Origin of the sequence: Streptomyces sp. NPDC058758 (genome assembly GCF_042746075.1) — a bacterium.
GTDB lineage: Bacteria > Actinomycetota > Actinomycetes > Streptomycetales > Streptomycetaceae > Streptomyces.
Window position 1 is genome coordinate 55,673 of sequence record NZ_JBHYPS010000030.1, and the last position, 19,826, is coordinate 75,498.

Genomic DNA, 19,826 nt, shown 5'->3' on the forward strand with positions numbered 1-19,826 from the left:
TGATGTGCGCTGCCGATCTCGTGCGGTGGTGCCGGGAGGGGGTCAGGGCTCGAAGCGGTAGCCCATGCCGGGCTCGGTGATGAGGTGACGGGGGTGCGCCGGGTCCGCTTCCAGCTTGCGCCGGAGCTGGGCCATGTACACCCGGAGGTAGTTGGTCTTGGTGCCGGAGCCGGGCCCCCAGACCTCGGTGAGGAGGCGCCTCTGGCTGATGAGAACGCCCGGGTTGCAGACGAGGATCTCCAGGAGGTGCCACTCGGTCGGCGTCAGCCGTACGTCACGGTCCTGCCGCCGGACCTTCTTGGCCACGAGATCGACGGTGAACGACCCTGCCGTGACCAGACTCGTCGTGAGCGGGCGGGTGGGCGCCTCTTCGGTGCGCCGGGTCGCCGCCCGTACACGGGCGAGCAGCTCGTCCATGCTGAACGGTTTCGTCATGTAGTCGTCGGCTCCGGAGTCGAGCGCTCGGACCTTGTCCTCGGAACCGCTGCGGGCGGAGAGCACGAGCACCGGGGCCCTGCTCCATCCCCGGAGCGCCTTGATGACGTCGACTCCGTCCATGTCGGGCAGGCCGAGGTCGAGCAGGATCATGTCCGGTTGCTCCGAGGCCACCAGGCGCAGCGCCGTGGCGCCGTCGGGTGCGGCGTCCACGGAGTACTTCCGCGCCTGCAGGTTGATCACCAGTGCGCGTGCGAGCTGCGCGTCGTCCTCGACGACCAGCACCCGGGTCATCGGTGCTGCCCCTCCTGTAGTGGTTCGGTGTACGGCGGAGCCGGCGGGCCGTGGATCGTCCATGGCCCGCCGGCTCCGCTGTCGTTCGGTTAAGCCCATCAGCCCTTGGCCACCAGGTCCTTGAGCGCGATGTTGAGCTTCAGGACGTTGACGCGGGGTTCGCCGATGAAGCCGAGGATCCGGTCGTCGGTGTGCTCGGCGACGAGCCGGTCGACCTGGTCGACGGTGAGCTTGTTGCGTTCGGCGACGCGGTGGACCTGGAGCCTCGCGTACTCCGGGGAGATGTGCGGGTCGAGGCCGGAGCCGGAGGAGGTGACGGCGTCGGCGGGGACGTCCGACGGCTTCACCTGGTAGTCGGCCGTCGAGTTGTCCTTGATCACTGCCGCCTTGGCGCCCTTGACCCAGGTGATCAGGTCGGCGTTGTCGCCGGAGCGGTTGGTGGCGCCGGAGAGGATGATCGAGTACTGGGTGTTGACGCTGTTGGTGCCCAGGCCGTTGGAGGGGCGGGGCTGGAACCAGCGCAGGTCGGGGGCGGCGGTCTCCTCCCCGTCCTTCAGGGGGAGGAGGTAGGTCTGGCCGATGAGTTCGGAGCCGACGGCCTTCCCGCTCGCGTCCTCGATCTCCGAGCCGTTCGCCTTGCCGGGGAAGGCGAGCTGGGCGACGCCGGTGACGGCGAGCGGGTAGAGCACGCCGCAGACCAGGGTCAGGACGAGGAGGGCGCGCAGACCCGCCCAGAGGACCCGTCCGGTGTTTCCTACGGAGTTGTTCATGGCGGCGATCAACCGATTCCGGGGATGAGGGAGAGGAGCATGTCGATGAGCTTGATGCCGACGAACGGGGCGACCAGGCCGCCGAGTCCGTAGATCCCGAGATTGCGCCGCAGCATCGAGTCGGCGCTCGACGGGCGGTAGCGCACGCCCTTCAGCGCCAGCGGGACCAGGGCCACGATGATCAGGGCGTTGAAGATCACCGCGGAGAGGATCGCGGACTCGGGCGAGGCCAGGCCCATGATGTTGAGCTTGTCCAGCGACGGGTAGGCGACCGCGAACATCGCGGGGATGATCGCGAAGTACTTCGCGACGTCGTTGGCGATCGAGAAGGTCGTCAGGGCTCCCCGGGTGATGAGGAGTTGCTTGCCGATCTCGACGATCTCGATGAGCTTGGTCGGGTCGGAGTCGAGGTCGACCATGTTGCCGGCCTCCTTCGCGGCCGACGTGCCCGTGTTCATCGCCACGCCCACGTCCGCCTGTGCGAGGGCCGGGGCGTCGTTGGTGCCGTCGCCGGTCATCGCGACGAGCTTGCCGCCGGCCTGCTCGCGCTTGATGAGGGCCATCTTGTCCTCGGGGGTGGCCTCGGCGAGGAAGTCGTCGACGCCCGCCTCCTCGGCGATGGCCTTCGCGGTCAGCGGGTTGTCACCCGTGATCATGATCGTCTTGATGCCCATGCGGCGCAGTTCGTCGAAGCGCTGCCGCATGCCCTCCTTGACGACGTCCTTGAGGTGGACGACGCCGAGGACCCGCGCGCCCTTGTCGTCGCGCACCGCCACGAGCAGCGGCGTGCCGCCGGCCTGGGAGATACGGTCCGTGAGCGCCTGCGCGTCCTCGGCGACGCTGCCGCCCTGCTCCTCCACCCACGCCACGACCGAGCCGGTCGCGCCCTTGCGGACCTGACGGCCGTCGACGTTCACGCCCGACATGCGGGTCTGCGCGGTGAACTCGATCCAGATGGCCTGGGCGAGCTCGCCCTGGTGCCGTTCGCGCAGGCCGTACTTCTCCTTCGCGAGGACGACGATCGAGCGGCCCTCGGGCGTCTCGTCCGCGAGCGAGGAGAGCTGGGCGGCGTCGGCCACCTCGGCCTCCGTCGTGCCGCGTACGGGGACGAACTCGGCGGCCTGCCGGTTGCCGAGCGTGATCGTGCCGGTCTTGTCGAGCAGAAGGGTGGAGACGTCGCCGGCGGCCTCGACGGCCCGGCCGGACATGGCGAGGACGTTGCGCTGGACCAGGCGGTCCATGCCGGCGATGCCGATCGCGGAGAGCAGCGCGCCGATGGTGGTCGGGATGAGGCAGACGAGGAGCGCGGTGAGGACGATCAGCGAGGTCTGTTCGTCAGCCCCGGCGTAGATCGCGAAGGGCTTGAGCGTGACGACGGCGAGCAGGAAGACGATCGTCAGGGAGGCGAGCAGGATGTTGAGGGCGATCTCGTTCGGCGTCTTCTGCCGGGCGGCGCCCTCGACCAGGCCGATCATGCGGTCGATGAACGTCTCCCCCGGCTTGGTCGTGATCTTGATGACGATCCGGTCGGAGAGGACCTTCGTACCGCCGGTGACGGCCGAGCGGTCACCGCCCGACTCGCGGATCACCGGAGCCGATTCGCCCGTGATCGCGGACTCGTCGACGCTCGCGACACCCTCGACGACGTCACCGTCGCCGGGGATGACGTCACCGGCCTCGCACACCACCAGGTCACCGATCTTCAGCTCGGTGCCGGGAACACGCTCCTCGTCCTTGCCGACGAGGCGACGGGCGACGGTGTCCGTCTTCGCCTTGCGGAGGGTGTCGGCCTGCGCCTTGCCGCGCCCCTCGGCCACGGCCTCGGCGAGGTTGGCGAAGATCGTGGTCAGCCACAGCCAGGCGGTGATGGCCCAGCCGAACCAGTCGCCCGGGTTCTTCAGCGCGAGGGCGGTGGTGACCACCGAGCCGACCAGGACCACGAACATGACCGGTGACTTGACCATGACGCGCGGGTCGAGCTTCCGGATGGCGTCCGGGAAGGACTTCACCAGCTGTTTCGGGTCGAAGAGCCCGCCGCCGACCCGGCCGGCCGGCGGGTGCCCGCCGGGCAGGTCGCCGTGCGACGCCTTCGTCGAAGGGGCGGAGGTGGACATCTGGTCCTCGTGCTTCTTAACGTCGATGGTCATGCCGCGAGCCCTTCGGCGAGCGGTCCCAGGGCGAGCGCCGGGAAGTAGGTGAGACCCGTGACGATCATGATCGTGCCGACCAGGAGGCCGGTGAACAGCGGCTTCTCGGTCCTCAGAGTGCCCGCGGTCTCGGGGACGGGCTTCTGCTCGGCCAGCGACCCGGCCAGGGCCAGAACGAACACCATCGGAAGGAACCGGCCCAGCAGCATCGCGATGCCAATGGTCGAGTTGAACCACTGCGTGTCGGCGTTCAGGCCCGCGAAGGCGGAACCGTTGTTGTTGGCGCCCGAGGTGTAGGCATACAGGATCTCGGAGAAGCCGTGCGCGCCGGAGTTGGTCATCGAGTTCGACGGCGTGTCCAGCACGAACGAGGCCGCTGTGAAGCAGAGGACGAGCGCCGGGGTGACCAGGATGTAGCAGGCCGCGAACTTGATCTCACGGGTGCCGATCTTCTTGCCCAGGTACTCCGGGGTCCGGCCGACCATCAGGCCCGCGAGGAACACGGCGATGACCGCCATGATCAGCATGCCGTAGAGGCCGGAGCCGACGCCGCCGGGCGCGATCTCGCCCAGCTGCATGCCCAGCAGGTTGATGCCGCCGCCGAAACCGGTGTTCGAGGAGTGGAAGGAGTTCACGGCGCCGGTCGAGGTCAGCGTGGTGGCGACCGAGAAGATCGCGGAGGCCGCGATGCCGAACCGGGTCTCCTTGCCTTCCATCGCACCGCCGGCGAGCTCGAAGGCCGGGCCCCGGCCCGCGAACTCGGTCCACAGCATCAGGCCCGTGAAGACGAGCCAGATGGTGGCCATCGTGGCCAGGATGGCGTAGCCCTGCTTGAGCGAGCCGACCATGCGGCCGAAGGTCCGGGTCAGCGCGAAGGGGATGACGAGGATCAGATAGATCTCGAAGAGGTTCGACAGCCCGTTGGGGTTCTCGAAGGGGTGGGCGGAGTTGGCGTTGAAGTATCCGCCGCCGTTGGTGCCCAGTTCCTTGATGACCTCCTGCGAGGCCACCGCGCCGCCGTTCCACTGCTGCGTGCCGCCCGTGAACTGGCCGACCTCGTGGATGCCGGAGAAGTTCTGGATCGCGCCGCAGGCGACCAGGACGAGGGCGCCGATCACCGAGATCGGGAGGAGGACGCGCACGACTCCGCGGACCAGGTCGGCCCAGAAGTTGCCCAGCTCGCCCGTACGGGACCGGGCGAAGCCGCGCACCAGCGCGACCGCCACCGCCATGCCGACGGCCGCCGACACGAAGTTCTGCACCGCGAGGCCGCCGGTCTGCACGACGTGGCCCATGGCCTGCTCGCCGTAGTACGACTGCCAGTTGGTGTTGGCGACGAAGGACGCGGCCGTGTTGAACGCCTGGTCCGGGTCGATCGACACGAAGCCGAGCGAGCCGGGCAGCGACCCCTGCACCCGCTGGAGCAGGTAGAGGAAGAGGACGCTCACCGCGGAGAAGGCGAGGACCCCGCGCAGATAGGCGGGCCAGCGCATCTCGACCGACGGGTTCGCGCCGATCGCCTTGTAGATCCACTTCTCGGGCTTGTGGTGCTTCTCCGAGGAGTAGATGCGCGCCATGTGGTCACCCAGCGGTCGGTACGACAGACCGAGCGCGACGACCAGCGCCAGGAGCTGGAGGATTCCAGCCAGGACGGGACTCATATCCGTACTCAGAACCTCTCCGGCTTGACCAGCGCGAGGACGAGGTATCCCAGCAGGGCGGCGGCGACGAGCAGACCGATCACGTTCTCGGCACTCACAGCTTCGCCACCCCCTTGGCGATGAACGCCACCAGCGCGAAGACCGCGATCGTGGTGACGACGAAGGCCATGTCGGCCATCGTGAACTCCCGGAGAAGAAGGAAGAGCGGATTCTCTGACGAGATGAGGAAACAGCCTTTTCGGCCGCTCTCCGCCGTCGTTGACGCCGCTCTAACGTCCTTGACGCCGCTCTTGACGCGTCCCCTACGCGACCGGCTCCTGTACCCGGCTGGAGGGCATCATTTGCACGGCCCAGGCCGCTGTCAGGGCTCCGTAGGGACGGGGACACCCTGCGTCCGGGAGTACGCGCAGGGCAGCGTGACGACCATGGTCAGTCCCCCTCCGGGGGTGTCCTCCGGGGTGAGCGTGCCGCCCATCGCCTCGGTGAGCCCTCGGGCCAGGGCCAGGCCGAGGCCGACACCGGTGGTGTTGCCGGTGTCGCCGAGGCGCTGGAAGGGCTCGAACACGCGCTCACGGTCCGCCGGCGGCAGACCCGGGCCCCGGTCGACCACGCGCAGTTCGACGCGGCCGGCGAGCGTACTGGCTCCGAGGAGGACGGGGTGTCCTGGCGGAGAGTGGCGTACGGCGTTGGCGACGAGGTTGGCGACGACCCGTTCGAGGAGCGGGGGGTCGGCGAGAACGAGCGGTGCCTTCTCCAGTCCGCGGAGGGCCACCCGGCGTCCCGCGTCGTCAGGGAGGCCGTCCAGGGCCGCCGGGACGACCTCTTCCCAGGCCGTGGGTCGGAGGTCCAGGGTGAGGGCGCCCGCCTGGAGGCGGCTCATGTCGAGGAGGTTCTCGACGAGTCTGCTGAGCCGGGCCATGGACTCGTCCGCCGTGGCCAGCAGCTCCGCCTGTTCCTCCGGTGTGAAGTCCACGTCGGGGCTCCGCAGGGAGGCCACGGCTGCCCAGCCCGCGGCCAGCGGCGTCCGCAGATCATGGCTGACGGCGGCGAGGAGCGCGGTGCGCATCCGGTCCGCGGACTTCGCGGTCTCCGCCTCGGCCGCCGCCTCGGCGAGCCGGGCCCGTTCGACGGCGGCCGTGAGGTGGGCGGCGAACGCGGTGAGGACGCGGCGGTCGGCGGCCGGCAGGGTGCGCCCGCGCAGCACGAGGAAGCTGCCGTCGCCCATGGGGACCTGGCTCGCGGTGGGGTCGTCCACGGGGTGGTCGGTCAGTTCGGCGGCGTGGGCGGAGAAGGTCTCCCGGGTACGGGCGAGCAGGTCGGGGACGGTGTGTTCGCCCCTGACGACGGAGCCGGCGAGTGCCGAGAGAGTCTCGGCCTCGGCCGTGGCGCTCGCGGCTCGGCGCGACAGCCATAGTGACCGGTCCACGACCGCCGCGACGGCGCCCGCGACCACGACGAACACGCCGAGGGCGAGGACGCTGTCGGTGTCTTCGAAGGAGAACGCCCCTATGGGCGGCACGAACCAGTAGTTGAGCAGCAGGGAGGCCGTCACGGCGGCGACGAGCGCGGATCCGATGCCGCCGATGCAGGCCACGCCGACCACGGTCAGCAGGAAGAGCAGGGCCTCGCTGGTCAGGCCGATGCTGTCCCTGACCCGGTCGAGCAGCAGGGTGAGGAGGACCGGGAGGACGACACCGGCGAGGGGCCCGGCGATGCGCCGGGACAACGGGAGGGAGCGTCGGCGCGAGGGGAGCAGGCGTCCCCGGCCCGCCCGCTCGTGGGTGACCATGTGCACGTCTATCCCGCCGGAGAGCGAGACGGTGGTCTCGCCGATGCCGCGCCCCGTGAGGAAGCGTTCGAGACGGCCGCGTCTGCTCGTACCGAGGATCAACTGGGTGGCGTTCCCGGCCCGGGCGAAGTCCAGCAGCGCGGTCGGCACGTCCTCGCCGACGACCGTGTGGTAGCTGCCACCGAGGCTCTCGACCAGACGCCGCTGTCGTGCGAGGGCCGTGGACGAGGCGCCCGCCGCGAGACCGTCACCCCGCGCGACGTGCACGGCCGACAGCTCGCCGCGGGCCGACCGGGCGGCGATCCGGGCGGCGCGTCGTATGAGGACGTCGCCCTCCGGGCCGCCCGTCAGTCCGACGACCACACGCTCCCGGGCTTCCCAGATCCCGCCGATGCCGTGGTCGGTGCGGTATCTCCGCAGGGCGTCGTCGACCTGGTCGGCGACCCAGAGCAGGGCGAGTTCCCGCAGGGCGGTGAGGCTGCCGGGGCGGAACCAGCTGGCCAGGGCCGCGTCCACCATCTCCGGGGGGTGAATGTTCCCGTGCGCCATCCTGCGGCGCAGGTCCTCGGGATCCACGTCGACGAGGACGATCTGGTCGGCGCCACGGACGAAGCCGTCCGGGACGCCGTCGCCGGGCGGCACCTCGGTGATCGCCTCGACGACGTCGCTCAGGGACTCCAGGTGCTGGACGTCGATGGTCGTCAGGACGTCGACGCCGGCCGCAAGGAGTTCCTCGACGTCCTGCCAGCGGCGAGCGTTGCGGTGACCGGACGGGTTGGTGTGGGCCAGGTCGTCGAGGAGGAGCAGTCCGGGGCGGCGGCGCAGGGCGGCGTCCAGGTCGAAGCCGTCGTCGTCCGGCGGACGGCCGACGGTGACGTGGTCCAGGCGTTCCGGTCGCTGGGGGCTCTCCGAGCTTCGCAGGCGTTCCAGGCCGTCGAGGAGTGCCTCGGTATGTGGTCGGCCGCGGCAGTCGGCGGCTCCGACGACCACGTCCGTCCCCCGCGCCGCCCTGCGGTGGCCCTCGTCGAGCATCCGGTACGTCTTGCCGACGCCGACCGCGGCGCCGACGAGCACCTTGAGCCGTCCCCGGCGTCCGGCGGGCGGGTCCGTCTGCGGGCGCGCGGCGAGCGATTCCGTCGCCGGACGCCCGTCACGGTTCAGAACTTCTCCGGGCGGATCAGCGCGGCCACCAGGTAACCGACGAGACTCAGGGCGACGACGAGACCGACGACGTTCTCGACACTCACGAAAGATCAACTCCCCAGGGGATGCGGCCGAGGCCGGACACGAAGGGCGCCTGAACACGATCGCCCACTGCCATCGAAGCCCGCATTGGGCGGCAGCCCGCTCACCTTGACGTCGTCCTGTCGACCGTGCCCCGGAAGCTGACGGGGCCTTGACGGTTCCTGTACGGGTGGTTCACGCGGGCGGGCGTGCACGCCCGCCGATCCGGAGCGCGGACGTCGGGGCGTGGGAGGGGGAGGCTGTCGTGCAGGAGGGCTCGTCCGGCCCGCGGCCACCCCCTGGTGCCGCGGGCCGGAACGTCCCTCTCGTCGGACGGTCCCGCCCGCTCGTACCGAGGTGTCGGTCCGGCCGTCGGTCACGGACCGTGCGCGCCGCCTCGGCGACGCGCCCCCTCACACCTCACACGTTCGAACGACCGTCCAATCCCCCGTGAGGAGATCATCCTGTGGCACGACCGGGTGGAGATCCGGCCTCCTTGACGCCGTCCTGACGTCTGATCATCTTGCTTTGACGGAGCCTTGACGAACACCTTCAGTAGCTCGTAAGAGGCTCGTCAAAGCCTGCGCCGAGCGGGTTCCACCCGAGCGTCGAGCGTCTACATTCATGCTCGGTCGCTCACCGGCCCAGGGACGTCAGTGGCCTGATCGTCCCGGCCGCGGGGGCACGGTACGCCCTCCCATCCGGCGTTCCGTGCCCCCGCGTCGCGACCGTGCTGTCCGTCCACAGCCGCACCACGGGTGCCGGGTCCATGCGTCCCGGCACCCGCAGGCGCGGGCCGGACAGTCCACTCCTCCGGGACTTCTTCCCGGGAGGGGCCCAGCCGTTTCTCCTCGGCCTCCGCCGCACGGCCGGCCGGGATCTTCCCGAAGGTCTTCCGCGATGCATTCCGCCGCGCCCCGACCGGCGCACCCTCACGCCGGCCCGCATGTCCCTGCCGGTTCGCCGCCTTCCGGCGAACCGCCCCTCCCCGGCCCCCCGCCGGCCCCGCCCCGCAATCCCGCCCCACGCTTCCGTCCCGGGCGCCGGCGGGCGGGCCACGGCGGGCTCCTCGACCCCGTGCAGCTCGTGAAGTCCTTCCCCGAGGCGCTGCGCAAACTGCACCCGCGGACCCTCGTCCGGAAGCCCGTGCTCTTCGTGGTGGCCGTCGGCTCGGCGCTGACCACGCTCTCGGCGCTGTTCGACCCCTCCGTGTTCACCTGGACCGTCAGCGTCTGGCTCTGGCTGACCGTGGTCTTCGCGAACCTGGCGGAGGCCGTCGCCGAAGGCCGGGGCCGCGCGCAGGCCGAGTCGCTACGCAGGGCCCGGACGGACACGGTCGCGCTGCGGCTCACGCACTGGCGGTACGGCACCGATGTCGACCGGGCGGCGACGGAGGCGGTGGCCGCGACCGAGCTCAGGCAGTTCGACTTCGTCCTCGTCGAGGCGGGTGAACTGATCCCGGCGGACGGCGACGTCGTCACCGGGATCGCCTCGGTCGACGAGTCCGCCGTCACGGGCGAGTCCGCGCCGGTGATCCGGGAGGCGGGCGGCGACCGCTCCGGGGTCACCGGCGGGACGACAGTTCTTTCGGACCGGATCGTCGTCCGGGTCACCTCCCGGCCCGGGCACTCCTTCATGGACCGGATGATCGCCCTCATCGAGGGCGCGGAACGGCAGAAGACACCGAACGAGATCGCCCTCAACATCCTGCTCTCCGCGCTGACCGTCGTCTTCATCCTCGTGGTGGTCGCACTGAAGCCGATGGCGGGGTACGCGGACGCCGCCCCGTCCACCACCGTCCTCGTCGCCCTCCTCGTCACCCTCATCCCCACCACGATCGGCGCGCTGCTCTCCGCGATCGGCATCGCCGGCATGGACCGGCTCGTCCAGCGCAACGTCCTCGCCATGTCGGGCCGGGCCGTCGAGGCCGCAGGTGACGTGAACACCCTGCTCCTTGACAAGACCGGCACGATCACCCTCGGCAACCGTGAGGCCGCCGCCTTCATCCCGCTCCCCGGGGTGGAGGCCGCCCTCCTGGCCGACGCGGCCCAGCTCTCCTCGCTCGCCGACGAGACCCCCGAGGGGCGGTCCGTCGCGGAGCTCGCCCGGCGGCAGTACGGTCTGGAGGCGCCCGCCGAGGGCGAACTGGCGAATCCGCGGTTCGTGGAGTTCAGCGCGCAGACCCGGATGAGCGGCGTCGACCTGCGTTGGGAAGGCGGCGCCTGCCACATCCGCAAGGGAGCCGCCGCCCAGGTCACCGCCTGGGTGGAGATGTACGGGGGCACGGTGCCGCCCGAGGCCCGCGCCTGGTCCGACGCGATCGCGGACGCCGGCGGCACCCCCCTCCTCGTGGCCCTCCACGACGGCGACGGCCCCCGGGTGCTCGGGATCGTCCACCTCAAAGACGTCGTCAAGGAGGGCATCCGGGAGCGGTTCGCGGAGCTGCGCCGCATGGGCATCAGGACCGTCATGGTCACCGGCGACAATCCGCTCACCGCCCGGGCCATCGCCCACGAAGCCGGGGTCGACGACTTCCTCGCCGAGGCCACCCCCGAGGACAAGCTCGCCCTGATCCGAAGAGAGCAGGAGGGCGGAAAACTGGTCGCGATGACCGGCGACGGCACCAACGACGCCCCGGCCCTCGCGCAGGCCGACGTCGGCGTGGCGATGAACACGGGCACGTCGGCCGCGAAGGAGGCCGGCAACATGGTCGACCTCGACTCGAACCCGACCAAGCTCATCGAGATCGTCGAGATCGGCAAGCAACTCCTCATCACCCGAGGAGCGCTGACCACCTTCTCCATCACGAACGACGTGGCGAAGTACTTCGCGATCATCCCCGCCATGTTCGCGGGCGCGTACCCGGGACTCGAAGCACTGAACATCATGGGGCTGAGCAGCCCCACCTCGGCAATCACCTCCGCGATCATCTTCAACGCCCTGATCATCGTGGCCCTGATCCCGCTCGCCCTGCGCGGCGTCCGCTACACCCCGGCGTCCGCGCACGAGCTGCTGCGCCGCAACCTGCTCGTGTACGGACTCGGCGGCCTCATCCTCCCCTTCGTCGGCATCAAGGCCATCGACCTGCTCGTCTCCACCGTCCCCGGCCTCGGGTGAATGTCCGTCAGGGCTTCATCAGGGAAAGCCCGTTGGGCTTGCGAGCGGACCGACCCGAGGCTTCGATGGGAAGCATGAACAGCGCGTGGCTCCTGCTCGACCGGCCGCCCCATCGGGCGCCCCGTCGTGAGCCCCGCTGCCCGGAGACCGCAGTACGCAGCTGATCCTCTCCGGCCCTGCCACGGGGCGCCGCGACCTCTCGCGTCCGGCGCCCCTTCTCCGTACCCGCACACCTTCGACACCCGTAAGGGACTGACCAGTCATGTCCGTTTCCGACCTTTCCTCCCGCACCGTCCTGGTGACCGGCGCCACCTCCGGCATCGGCTACCAGACGGCCCGGATCCTCGCCGAGCGCGGCGCCACGGTCCTCGTCCACGGCCGCACCGCCGAGGAGGCGCACGCCGCCACCGACCGTCTGGTCACCCTGGCCGACGTCGACGAGGCCCGCCTGCGCCCGCTCGGCGCGGACTTCACCCGCCTGGAGGAGGTCGAGCGCCTCGCGCACCGCGTCCTGGCCGAGCACCCGCACCTCGACGTGCTCGTCAACAACGCCGGCATGGCCGCGCCCGAGCGCCACACCGTCACCGCCGACGGCAACGAGATCGCCTTCCAGGTCAACTTCCTCGCCCACTACCTCCTCACCCACCTCCTCGAACCCGCCCTCACCACCGACCCCGGCGGCCGGGTCGTCAACGTCTCCTCCGTCCTCCACCGCACCGGCTCCATCCAGTGGAGCGACCCCAACCGGACCCGCCGCTACTCCCGCCTCGCCGCCTACGCCCAGTCCCAGCTCGCCCTCACCGTCTTCGCCGCCGACCCCCGGGTGACCGCCGTCTCCGTCCACCCCGGCATCTGCGCCACCAGCCTCCTCCCCCTCTACGCCCACGAGGGCGTCGCCCCGGCCGAGGGCGCCGCCCACGTCGTGCGCCTCTGCGACCCGGCCACGGAGATCGTCAACGGCGCCTACTACGACCGTGAGCACCGTGTCACCCCGGCGCCGGTCGCCCTGGAGGAACGCAGCGTGAAGCGCCTCAGCAAGCTCGCCGACGTCCTCGTCGGCCAGACGGCCTGAAAGGGGCACCGGACATGTCCAAGCGCGCCCGCAAGAAGAAGGCCCGCCGCAAGAAGAAGGCGAACCACGGCCGCAGGGCCGGCCAGAGCTGACCCCCTCCCGCTGTTCCCACCCGGGGCGGCCCGCACCGTGACGGCGGGCCGCCCCGCTCCCGTACTCCCGGAGGTTCCCGTGATCCCCCACCCCGCCCACCAGCCGCCCTCCGCCGCGCGTGCCTTCCCCACCGGCGCGCCCGGCACGGCGGCCCTGGCCGAGCACGTGCTCGCCACCGGCCACGGCACCTGGTGGACCGACCGGCTCGTCCACCCCCGCGTCATCGCCGTCACCAGCGGTCGCCACGCCCTCCTGGCCGGCGACCCCACCGTCCTCGCCCCCTCCGACCTCGCCCCGCTGGCCGGACACTGCGTCGAGGCGTCCCCCCGCTTCCTGCCCGTGCTCGCCGCCGCCTTCGACCTCCTGCACCCCTGGGACCGCATGCTCTACGTGCACCGGGCGGAAGCAGCCGCCACGCGGATCCCCCACGGGACGACGGTCCGGCGCCTGCGCGCGGAGGACGGCCCGGCACTCGCCGCCGCCGGTACCCCCCTCGGCCGGCCCTTCGCCACGTGGGGCGGCCCCGAGGGCCTCGCCCGTTCCGGGCACGGCTGGGCCGCCTTCCGCAAGGACCGGATCCTGGCCGTGGCCTGCTCCCGGTTCACGGGCAGCCGGTACGAGGACGTGGCCTGTGCCACCGACCCCGCCGAGCGGCGACAGCACCTGGCCCTCGCCTGCGTCGTCGGCCTGACCGCCGACATCGCGGCCCGCGGCCGGACCGCCACCTGGAGCTGCTCCCGCGAGAACCGGGCGAGCCGCCTGCTCGCCTGGACCGCCGGGTTCCGGATCCTGCGCGAGTACGTGCACCACACCACCGGCCCGCACAGCGCCGTCAGCGGCACGTCAAATCTGCGGGCCGCCGCGTAAACAGCGCGTAGCCCGCACCGCACACACGGGGTTCCCGGCCCTAGCGTCAGCGCCATGCAGCCACCGCTCCCCTCTCCCCGCCCCGCCGCCGACGTGCTGCACGACGCCGGATGGCCCGGCGAGGCCCGGGCCGCCCTGCTCTGCTCGGGCCTCCTGCTCGGCATCGCGCTGGTCGTCGATGCCGGAACCCCGCACGGCCTGACGTTGCCGGGAGCCCTGGGCTGCATCGCCCTGGGCGTGGTCCTGCTGGTCATCCTCCTGCCGTCCAGGGTGAGCGCCGCACCGGGCCTCCTGACGGTGCGGGGCCTGTGGGTCACCCGGACGGTGCGCACCGACCGGCTCGTGGCGGTCGCCTGGCCGACGGACACCGCCGGGCGCCTCGCACTGCGGGACGAGGACGGCGCCCGCGCCGAGGTCGACCTCCGCGTCCTCCTCGCCAACCCCGCCCTGTGCCTGCGCATCGAAGCAGACGCCCGTACGTCCCGCGCGCACGGCACCCTGGAGCACGGCACGGCCGACCTCGCGCGGCTCGCCCTACACGTCCACTCCGAGACGGCCCGCACCGTCCTCAGGGTCTCCGGCCTGGACTAGCCGCCCCGACCCTTCGAGCGCGACCGCTGCGAGGCCGGCCAGGTCGACGGCGACGAGCCGCGCCTCCACCGGGACCGGTACGGTTCCGGGAGTGGGCGTCAGCAGGAACCGTCCCCGAACCTTGCCGGCCGCCACAGCCGGCAGCTCGATCTCCCCGTCCGGCCACCCCTGCCGCTCCAGGTCCCAGATCCAGCCCTCCACACGCACCGACCCGTCCGTCTGGAGCCTGGGCGGCGGAGAACCGGCAGGCTCCACGGCGAAGGTGAACCGGCACTCCCGCAGCTCCAGCACGTCCACAAGATCCCGGCGAAACCGGTCGATCAGCTCCGGCGCCGCACCTCCACCCGATCGCATCAGGCGGATCGTGCCGTGCAGGCGTTCCAGGTATTCCGCGTCCGCGCCCGCGGCCGACCGCATCACGCGGGCCCGGGCGGCGAGCTGGGACACGAGCAGGCCGACGACAAGCAGCAGGAGCGCCGTCTCGACATCGGCCCGGTCCCGGATGTCGAAGCTCTGGTACGGCTCGGTGTGGAAGAAGTCGAACCAGGCCACCGCCGAGACCGCGGCAAGCGCACCGGCCCACCGGTTCCCCAGCGCCGAGACGGCGACGACCACGACGACCAGTACCAGCGCGAGGTTGGTGGAAGTGACGCTCCTACGAAGCGGCAGCAACGTCAGCGCCACCAGGAAGGGTGCGAGGACCGCGGCCGTCACAGCGACCACATCCCGGATCGGCATACGCATCATCGGCCTCCTCAGCGGCCCACACGCGCTCACTATCAATTGAGACTGCACCCGATGTGAGGAAGGTGACGCCCTACCGGCGGATCTTGACGCTTCCCTGACGCGCACGCCGGCTACGCCTCCCCGCACCCTGCTTACGCTGGCTCGGCCGCATCGCAGGCGGCCGAAAACCCCTCATCCAGCAGACTCCAGGAGCACCCCATGGCCACCACAGACGAGACGCGCGGCGGGAAGCTGCGCGCGTGGATGCTGGAGGGCCTGTCCGACATGGGCAAGGGAAAGCCGTCCCGCCCCAAGGAGACGGCCCCGGACGCCGGACACAAGGGCCAGCCCTGGTGGCGGGTGATGTGCCTGACCGGCGTCGACTACTTCTCCACCCTCGGCTACCAGCCCGGCATCGCCGCCCTCGCGGCCGGCCTCCTCTCTCCCATCGCCACCATCGTGCTCGTGATCGTGACCCTGGCGGGCGCGCTGCCGGTCTACCGGCGGGTGGCGGAGGAGAGCCCGCACGGCGAGGGCTCGATCGCGATGCTGTCGCGGCTGCTGTCCTTCTGGAAGGGCAAGCTGTTCGTCCTCACCCTGCTCGGCTTCGCCGCCACCGACTTCCTCATCACCATCACCCTGTCGGCGGCCGACGCCTCCACCCACCTGGTGGAGAACCCGCACCTGGAGTCGGCCCTCCACGACAAGCAGGTCCTGATCACGATGATCCTGATCGCGTTGCTCGGCGCGGTCTTCCTCAAGGGCTTCCTGGAGGCGATCGGCGTCGCCGTCGCCCTCGTCGCCATCTACCTGGGACTCAACGCCGTCGTCGTCGTGACCGGCCTCTACCAGGTGCTGACCGAGGGACACGTCGTCACCGACTGGACCGCCGCCCTGACCCAGGAGCACGGCAACGTCTTCGTCATGATCGGCGTCGCCCTGATCGTCTTCCCCAAGCTCGCCCTCGGCCTCTCCGGCTTCGAGACCGGCGTCGCGGTCATGCCACACGTCAAGGGCGACGCCGGTGACACCGAGGCGCGGCCCGCCGGCCGGATCCGCGACACCAAGAAGCTGCTCACCACCGCCGCGCTCATCATGAGCGTCTTCCTCATCTGCACCAGCTTCATCACCACCGTCCTCATCCCGCACGAGGAGTTCGAGTCCGGCGGCAAGGCCAACGGACGCGCGCTCGCCTACCTCGCCCACGAGTACCTCGGCAACGCCTTCGGCACCGTCTACGACGTGTCCACGATCCTCATCCTGTGGTTCGCGGGCGCCTCGGCCATGGCGGGGCTGCTCAACCTGATGCCGCGCTATCTGCCGAAGTACGGCATGGCCCCGCACTGGGCGCGCGCCGTGCGCCCCATGGTGATCGTCTTCACCCTGGTCGCCTTCCTCGTGACGTGGATCTTCGACGCCGACGTCGACGCCCAGGGCGGCGCCTACGCCACCGGCGTCCTCGTCCTGATCTGCTCGGCCGCCATCGCCGTCACCATCGCCGCCCGCAAGGCCGGCCAGCGCGGCTGGACCATCGGCTTCGGCATCATCTCGGTCGTCTTCCTCTACACGACCGTCGTCAACGTCATCGAGCGCCCGGACGGCGTGAAGATCGGCGCCTGCTTCATCGCCGGCATCATCCTCATCTCGCTGCTCTCCCGGCTCGGCCGCGCCTTCGAGCTGCGGGTCACGCACGTCGAGCTCGACGACATGGCGGAGCGCTTCATCCGTGACGTCGCCAGCCGGACCCCGCGGTTCATCGCCAACGAGCCGGACAACCGTGACGCCGAGGAGTACCGGGCGAAGAAGGACCAGATCCGCGCCGACAACGACCTGCCCACCACCGAGGACTTCGTCTTCATCGAGGTCACCGTCACCGATCCCTCCGAGTTCGAGGCCAGGCTCACAGTCCGCGGCGAGGTCCTCCACGACCGCTACCGGGTCCTCACCGTCGAGTCCTCCTCCGTCCCCAACGCCCTCGCGGCCCTCCTGCTCCACGCCCGGGACATGACCGGTGTGCGTCCACACGTCTACTTCGAGTGGACCGAGGGCAACCCCTTCGCCAACTTCCTCCGCTTCTTCCTCTTCGGCCAGGGCGAGATCGCCCCGGTCACCCGAGAGATCCTCCGCGAGGCGGAGTCCGACCGCGACCGCCGCCCCCGCGTCCACGTCGGCTGATCGAACGTCCACCCATCGCCCCTGGCGTGCCGCCCGTCGTGAATCCCATGGCGACGGGGCCCGGATCCGGCGGCGTGTCCGCGTCGGAGGCACGGCGGAGACGTTCCGGCCGGCTATCGATCTCTGAGCCGGAACCTCAGCCGGCAGATCACGGCGTCGGTGTCCCGGCGGACGGCGTGGGCGACGACGGCGCCGCGCTGGTTCTGCAGCAGCCGCTGCCACAGGCTCTCGGGTTCGGCCTCGGGGATCAGGACGGTGACACGGGTTCCGGGGGCGTCGTCGCGCAGCGCGCGGACGTAGGTGCTGATGGGCTTGCCGAGCGAGCGGCGTTCGAAAGGGAGCCTGACGAGCGGGACGCCCGGGTTCCACAGGGCCCAATCCCGCTCCAGGGCCTCGGTGGCCGCCAGATCCTCGGGGTCCGGGTGGCAGACGGTCACCGCGCGGACCTCGTCGCCGAGGGAGACCGCGGTGGTGAGGGCCTCGCTCGTGAGCCGGGTGAGCGAGGAGACGGGCACCAGGATCAGGGAGCGCTCGCGGTGCGGCGGCTCCGGGATCCTGCCGACGCCCAGGCGCTCACCGATCCGCCCGTACGCGCGGTGGACTGTCTCGAATGCGAGGACGAGCACGGGCAGGGCGATCACGATCAGCCAGGCGCCGTCGTGGAACTTGGTGGCGGTGACGACGACAGCGGAGACGCCGGTCAGAACGGCGCCGAGGCCGTTGAGGAGGGCTTTGCCCCACTGCCGGGTGGCCCTCCAGTGCAGGACCATGCCGGTCTGGGCGATCGTGAAGCCGACGAAGACGCCGATCGCGAAGAGCGGCACCAAGGTGTTGGTGTCACCTCCGGAGAAGACCAGCAACGCCGCCGAGACCACCGCCAGCCACATCACGCCGTGCCGGTGCACCTGCCGGTCCGCCTTCAGGCCGAAGACGTGCGGCGCGTAGTTGTCCCGGGCCAGCAGCTTCAGCAAAACGGGCAGACCGCCGAAGGACGTGTTCGCCGAGAGCGCCAGCAGCACCATGGTCGCGAACTGGACGACGTAGAAGGCTCCGTTGTGGCCGAGGGAGGCGTCGGTGAGCTGGGCGAGGACGGTGACGCCCTCCACCGGCTGGAGCCCGAAACGGGAGATCAGCACCGACAGGCCGATCAGCATCACGCCCAGCAGCCCGCCCAGCGCCACCTCCGCGCGCATCGCCCGGCGGGCGGCCGGCGCCCGGAAGGACGGCACCGCGTTGGCTATCGCCTCCACACCGGTCAGCGCGGAGCAGCCGGAGGCGAACGCCTTGAGCAGGAGCAGGGCCCCCACGGTGGTGGCGTTGTCGGCGAGTACGGAGACATGACCGTCGGAGGCCGCTGTGGAGACGGGGGCGTCGCGGAACAGGCCGACGGCGATCACGACGAGGATCGCGCCGACGAAGACGGCGGTCGGGACGATGAACGCGCGGGCCGAGTCGACGATCCCGCGCAGGTTCACGGCCGTGATGAGCACCAGGACGCCGAGGCAGATCACCAGCCGGTCGCCGTACAGGCCCGGGAAGGCGGACGTCAGTGCGGCCACACCGGCGGTGACGGCGACGGCCACGTTCAGCACGTAGTCGAGCACCAGCGAGCCGGCCGCGACGAGACTCGTCCGCCGTCCCAGGTGTGCCTTCGCCACGGCGTAGGAACCGCCGCCGTCCGGGAACGCGGCGATGACCTGCCGGTACGAGGCGACCAGCACGGCGAGCAGCCCCGCGATGGCGAGCGTCACCGGCAGTGTGAACCCGAGCCCGTACCCGCCGGCGGCGGCGAGGACGAGCACGATGGCCTCGGGTCCATAGGCGACCGACGCCATCGCGTCCAGGGACAGGGCAGCGAGCCCGGTGACGGCGGTCAGCTTGTGCCGCGCGCCGGTATCGGGCGGTTCCTCGACGCCGGGTACGGCGTCCTTCTCGGCGGTCACGGTGGTCATGCGGGTGGCTCCTTCGGATCGGGCTCCGCTCAGCTTCCGCCCGTACCGCAGGCTTGTCCGCCCTTCCTGGCGCGTTCTTGGCGCCAGCCCTCCTTCCCCTGACAGCTCCTTGACACCGGCCTCGACGGCGCGGGGGGTATCAGGGTGGTGTGAAGACTTCCCGAGCATCGGCTGTCCTGCCCGACCGCGGCCCTACAGTGCGCCCTATGAGCCCCCATGACGGACGCCTGCCCTCCGACCACCGCGTGCGCCGCATCTCCCTCGCGCTCTTCGTCGGCGCGTCTCTCACGAGCGCCACCGGGCTGGCCCTCGACAGCATGTGGCTGCTCGCCGCCGGTGCGTGGCAACTCATCGCAGCCGTCCTCCTGGAACTGGTCTACCGCCCGTGACCACCAACATCACGCCCCCTGGACCGCCGGCAGCGACTACCGCGTGGCCGAAGATGTTCTCCGCATCGGAGGCGACATGGACAGACCCGGCTGAGCCCACATCACTTCGGGAAGCTGGTGACCACGCTACGGCGCGAGCGGGCCGCTGCAGTTCACAGGGTCCGCCCCCTGGAGTCTTCCGCTGCTGAACCGGGCGGTGCTCATCACGTCCTGCTGGTGCTCGAACCCGGCCATTCGGCAGCTCGCTCCGATGTACGAGGCCCCAAGTCGGCAGCAGACCGCATCATCGACCACCTGGGGCCGATGCCCGCCCTCCAGGCCGAGACCACCCGCTGAGGCTCTGCCGCAGACAGCGCTGCGAAGCCCACCCAGATTGCTCCGTCTGCGGGCTCAGCCCTCCACGAATCGTGTCCGCACAGTAACCGAGGACGAACCCCGTCGGGTCGGCAGAGGCACGAACCGCTGCGTACGCACGGAAGGCTCCCGTCGGGACGGACCGTCGAGTACGCACACCACGCGATCAC

General features: G+C 70.9%; 16 protein-coding genes and 1 pseudogene. 8 read left to right on the top strand and 9 right to left on the bottom strand.

The genetic code is table 11. From position 1 onward, the window contains the following. Positions 1-42 precede the first annotated feature (42 nt). The 7 genes from ACFW6A_RS28590 to kdpF (ACFW6A_RS28620) all read right to left on the bottom strand — a co-directional run bounded on the left by ACFW6A_RS28590 (position 43) and on the right by kdpF (ACFW6A_RS28620) (position 8,343). Positions 43-729 (bottom strand): response regulator, encoded by a 687-nt coding sequence (locus ACFW6A_RS28590; RefSeq protein WP_351850185.1) that lies wholly within the window; start codon positions 727-729, stop codon positions 43-45. Positions 730-827: 98 nt separating this feature from the next. Beyond that, positions 828-1,499: a potassium-transporting ATPase subunit C gene (locus ACFW6A_RS28595; protein ID WP_351850186.1), complete on the bottom strand. Its 672-nt coding sequence runs from the start codon at positions 1,497-1,499 to the stop codon at positions 828-830. 8 nt (positions 1,500-1,507) lie between these two features. Further along, the gene (gene kdpB / locus ACFW6A_RS28600) at positions 1,508-3,646 is read right to left on the bottom strand and encodes a potassium-transporting ATPase subunit KdpB (RefSeq protein ID WP_386644034.1); all 2,139 of its coding nucleotides are present in this window, start codon (positions 3,644-3,646) and stop codon (positions 1,508-1,510) included. After that, a complete protein-coding gene (gene kdpA, locus ACFW6A_RS28605; RefSeq protein WP_386644037.1) occupies positions 3,643-5,307 on the bottom strand; it encodes a potassium-transporting ATPase subunit KdpA in 1,665 nt (554 codons plus the stop codon). Before kdpA ends, kdpB (ACFW6A_RS28600) begins: the two co-directional genes overlap by 4 nt. 8 nt (positions 5,308-5,315) lie before the next feature. Continuing rightward, positions 5,316-5,405 (bottom strand): K(+)-transporting ATPase subunit F, encoded by a 90-nt coding sequence (gene kdpF, locus ACFW6A_RS28610; protein ID WP_200427395.1) that lies wholly within the window; start codon positions 5,403-5,405, stop codon positions 5,316-5,318. 263 nt (positions 5,406-5,668) lie between these two features. Then, positions 5,669-8,128: an ATP-binding protein gene (locus tag ACFW6A_RS28615; RefSeq protein WP_386644067.1), complete on the bottom strand. Its 2,460-nt coding sequence runs from the start codon at positions 8,126-8,128 to the stop codon at positions 5,669-5,671. 125 nt (positions 8,129-8,253) lie between these two features. Beyond that, positions 8,254-8,343: a K(+)-transporting ATPase subunit F gene (kdpF, locus tag ACFW6A_RS28620; RefSeq protein ID WP_037878462.1), complete on the bottom strand. Its 90-nt coding sequence runs from the start codon at positions 8,341-8,343 to the stop codon at positions 8,254-8,256. 877 nt (positions 8,344-9,220) lie between these two features. On the opposite strand from kdpF (ACFW6A_RS28620), the gene kdpB (ACFW6A_RS28625) reads away from it, so the two are divergent. The 5 genes from kdpB (ACFW6A_RS28625) to ACFW6A_RS28645 all read left to right on the top strand — a co-directional run bounded on the left by kdpB (ACFW6A_RS28625) (position 9,221) and on the right by ACFW6A_RS28645 (position 14,060). Continuing rightward, complete coding sequence (gene kdpB / locus ACFW6A_RS28625) at positions 9,221-11,437, top strand: potassium-transporting ATPase subunit KdpB (RefSeq protein ID WP_351850190.1); 2,217 nt, start codon at positions 9,221-9,223, stop codon at positions 11,435-11,437. A gap of 262 nt (positions 11,438-11,699) precedes the next feature. Further along, positions 11,700-12,509 carry an SDR family NAD(P)-dependent oxidoreductase gene (locus tag ACFW6A_RS28630; protein WP_351850191.1) on the top strand — a complete coding sequence of 270 codons (810 nt, stop codon included), beginning with the start codon at positions 11,700-11,702 and terminating at the stop codon, positions 12,507-12,509. A 14-nt stretch (positions 12,510-12,523) separates the two neighbouring features. Then, positions 12,524-12,601, top strand: a complete 78-nt coding sequence (locus ACFW6A_RS28635) for a 50S ribosomal protein bL37 (RefSeq protein WP_374115657.1) — start codon at positions 12,524-12,526, stop codon at positions 12,599-12,601. Positions 12,602-12,680: 79 nt separating this feature from the next. After that, the gene (locus ACFW6A_RS28640) at positions 12,681-13,469 is read left to right on the top strand and encodes a GNAT family N-acetyltransferase (RefSeq protein WP_351850194.1); all 789 of its coding nucleotides are present in this window, start codon (positions 12,681-12,683) and stop codon (positions 13,467-13,469) included. Between the two features lie 54 nt (positions 13,470-13,523). Further along, positions 13,524-14,060, top strand: a complete 537-nt coding sequence (locus ACFW6A_RS28645) for a hypothetical protein (protein WP_351850195.1) — start codon at positions 13,524-13,526, stop codon at positions 14,058-14,060. On the opposite strand, the gene ACFW6A_RS28650 is transcribed toward ACFW6A_RS28645, so the two are convergent. Further along, positions 14,004-14,807, bottom strand: coding sequence for a DUF4118 domain-containing protein (locus tag ACFW6A_RS28650; RefSeq protein ID WP_351850196.1), 804 nt, complete (start codon positions 14,805-14,807; stop codon positions 14,004-14,006). The two genes, ACFW6A_RS28645 and ACFW6A_RS28650, sit on opposite strands and share 57 nt — an antisense overlap. Before the next feature lie 198 nt (positions 14,808-15,005). On the opposite strand from ACFW6A_RS28650, the gene ACFW6A_RS28655 reads away from it, so the two are divergent. Then, positions 15,006-16,961: an amino acid transporter gene (locus ACFW6A_RS28655; RefSeq protein ID WP_351850197.1), complete on the top strand. Its 1,956-nt coding sequence runs from the start codon at positions 15,006-15,008 to the stop codon at positions 16,959-16,961. Positions 16,962-17,074: 113 nt separating this feature from the next. Here the strand turns inward: ACFW6A_RS28655 and ACFW6A_RS28660 are convergent, their stop codons facing one another. Then, positions 17,075-18,913: an APC family permease gene (locus tag ACFW6A_RS28660; RefSeq protein WP_351850198.1), complete on the bottom strand. Its 1,839-nt coding sequence runs from the start codon at positions 18,911-18,913 to the stop codon at positions 17,075-17,077. A gap of 206 nt (positions 18,914-19,119) precedes the next feature. Between ACFW6A_RS28660 and ACFW6A_RS28665 the strand changes: the two genes are divergently transcribed. Together ACFW6A_RS28665 and ACFW6A_RS28670 are read left to right on the top strand one after the other, a co-directional pair. Then, positions 19,120-19,302, top strand: coding sequence for a hypothetical protein (locus tag ACFW6A_RS28665; protein ID WP_351850200.1), 183 nt, complete (start codon positions 19,120-19,122; stop codon positions 19,300-19,302). Positions 19,303-19,392: 90 nt separating this feature from the next. After that, positions 19,393-19,620, top strand: a pseudogene (locus ACFW6A_RS28670) (IS5/IS1182 family transposase); the annotation flags it as partial. Positions 19,621-19,826 lie beyond the last annotated feature (206 nt).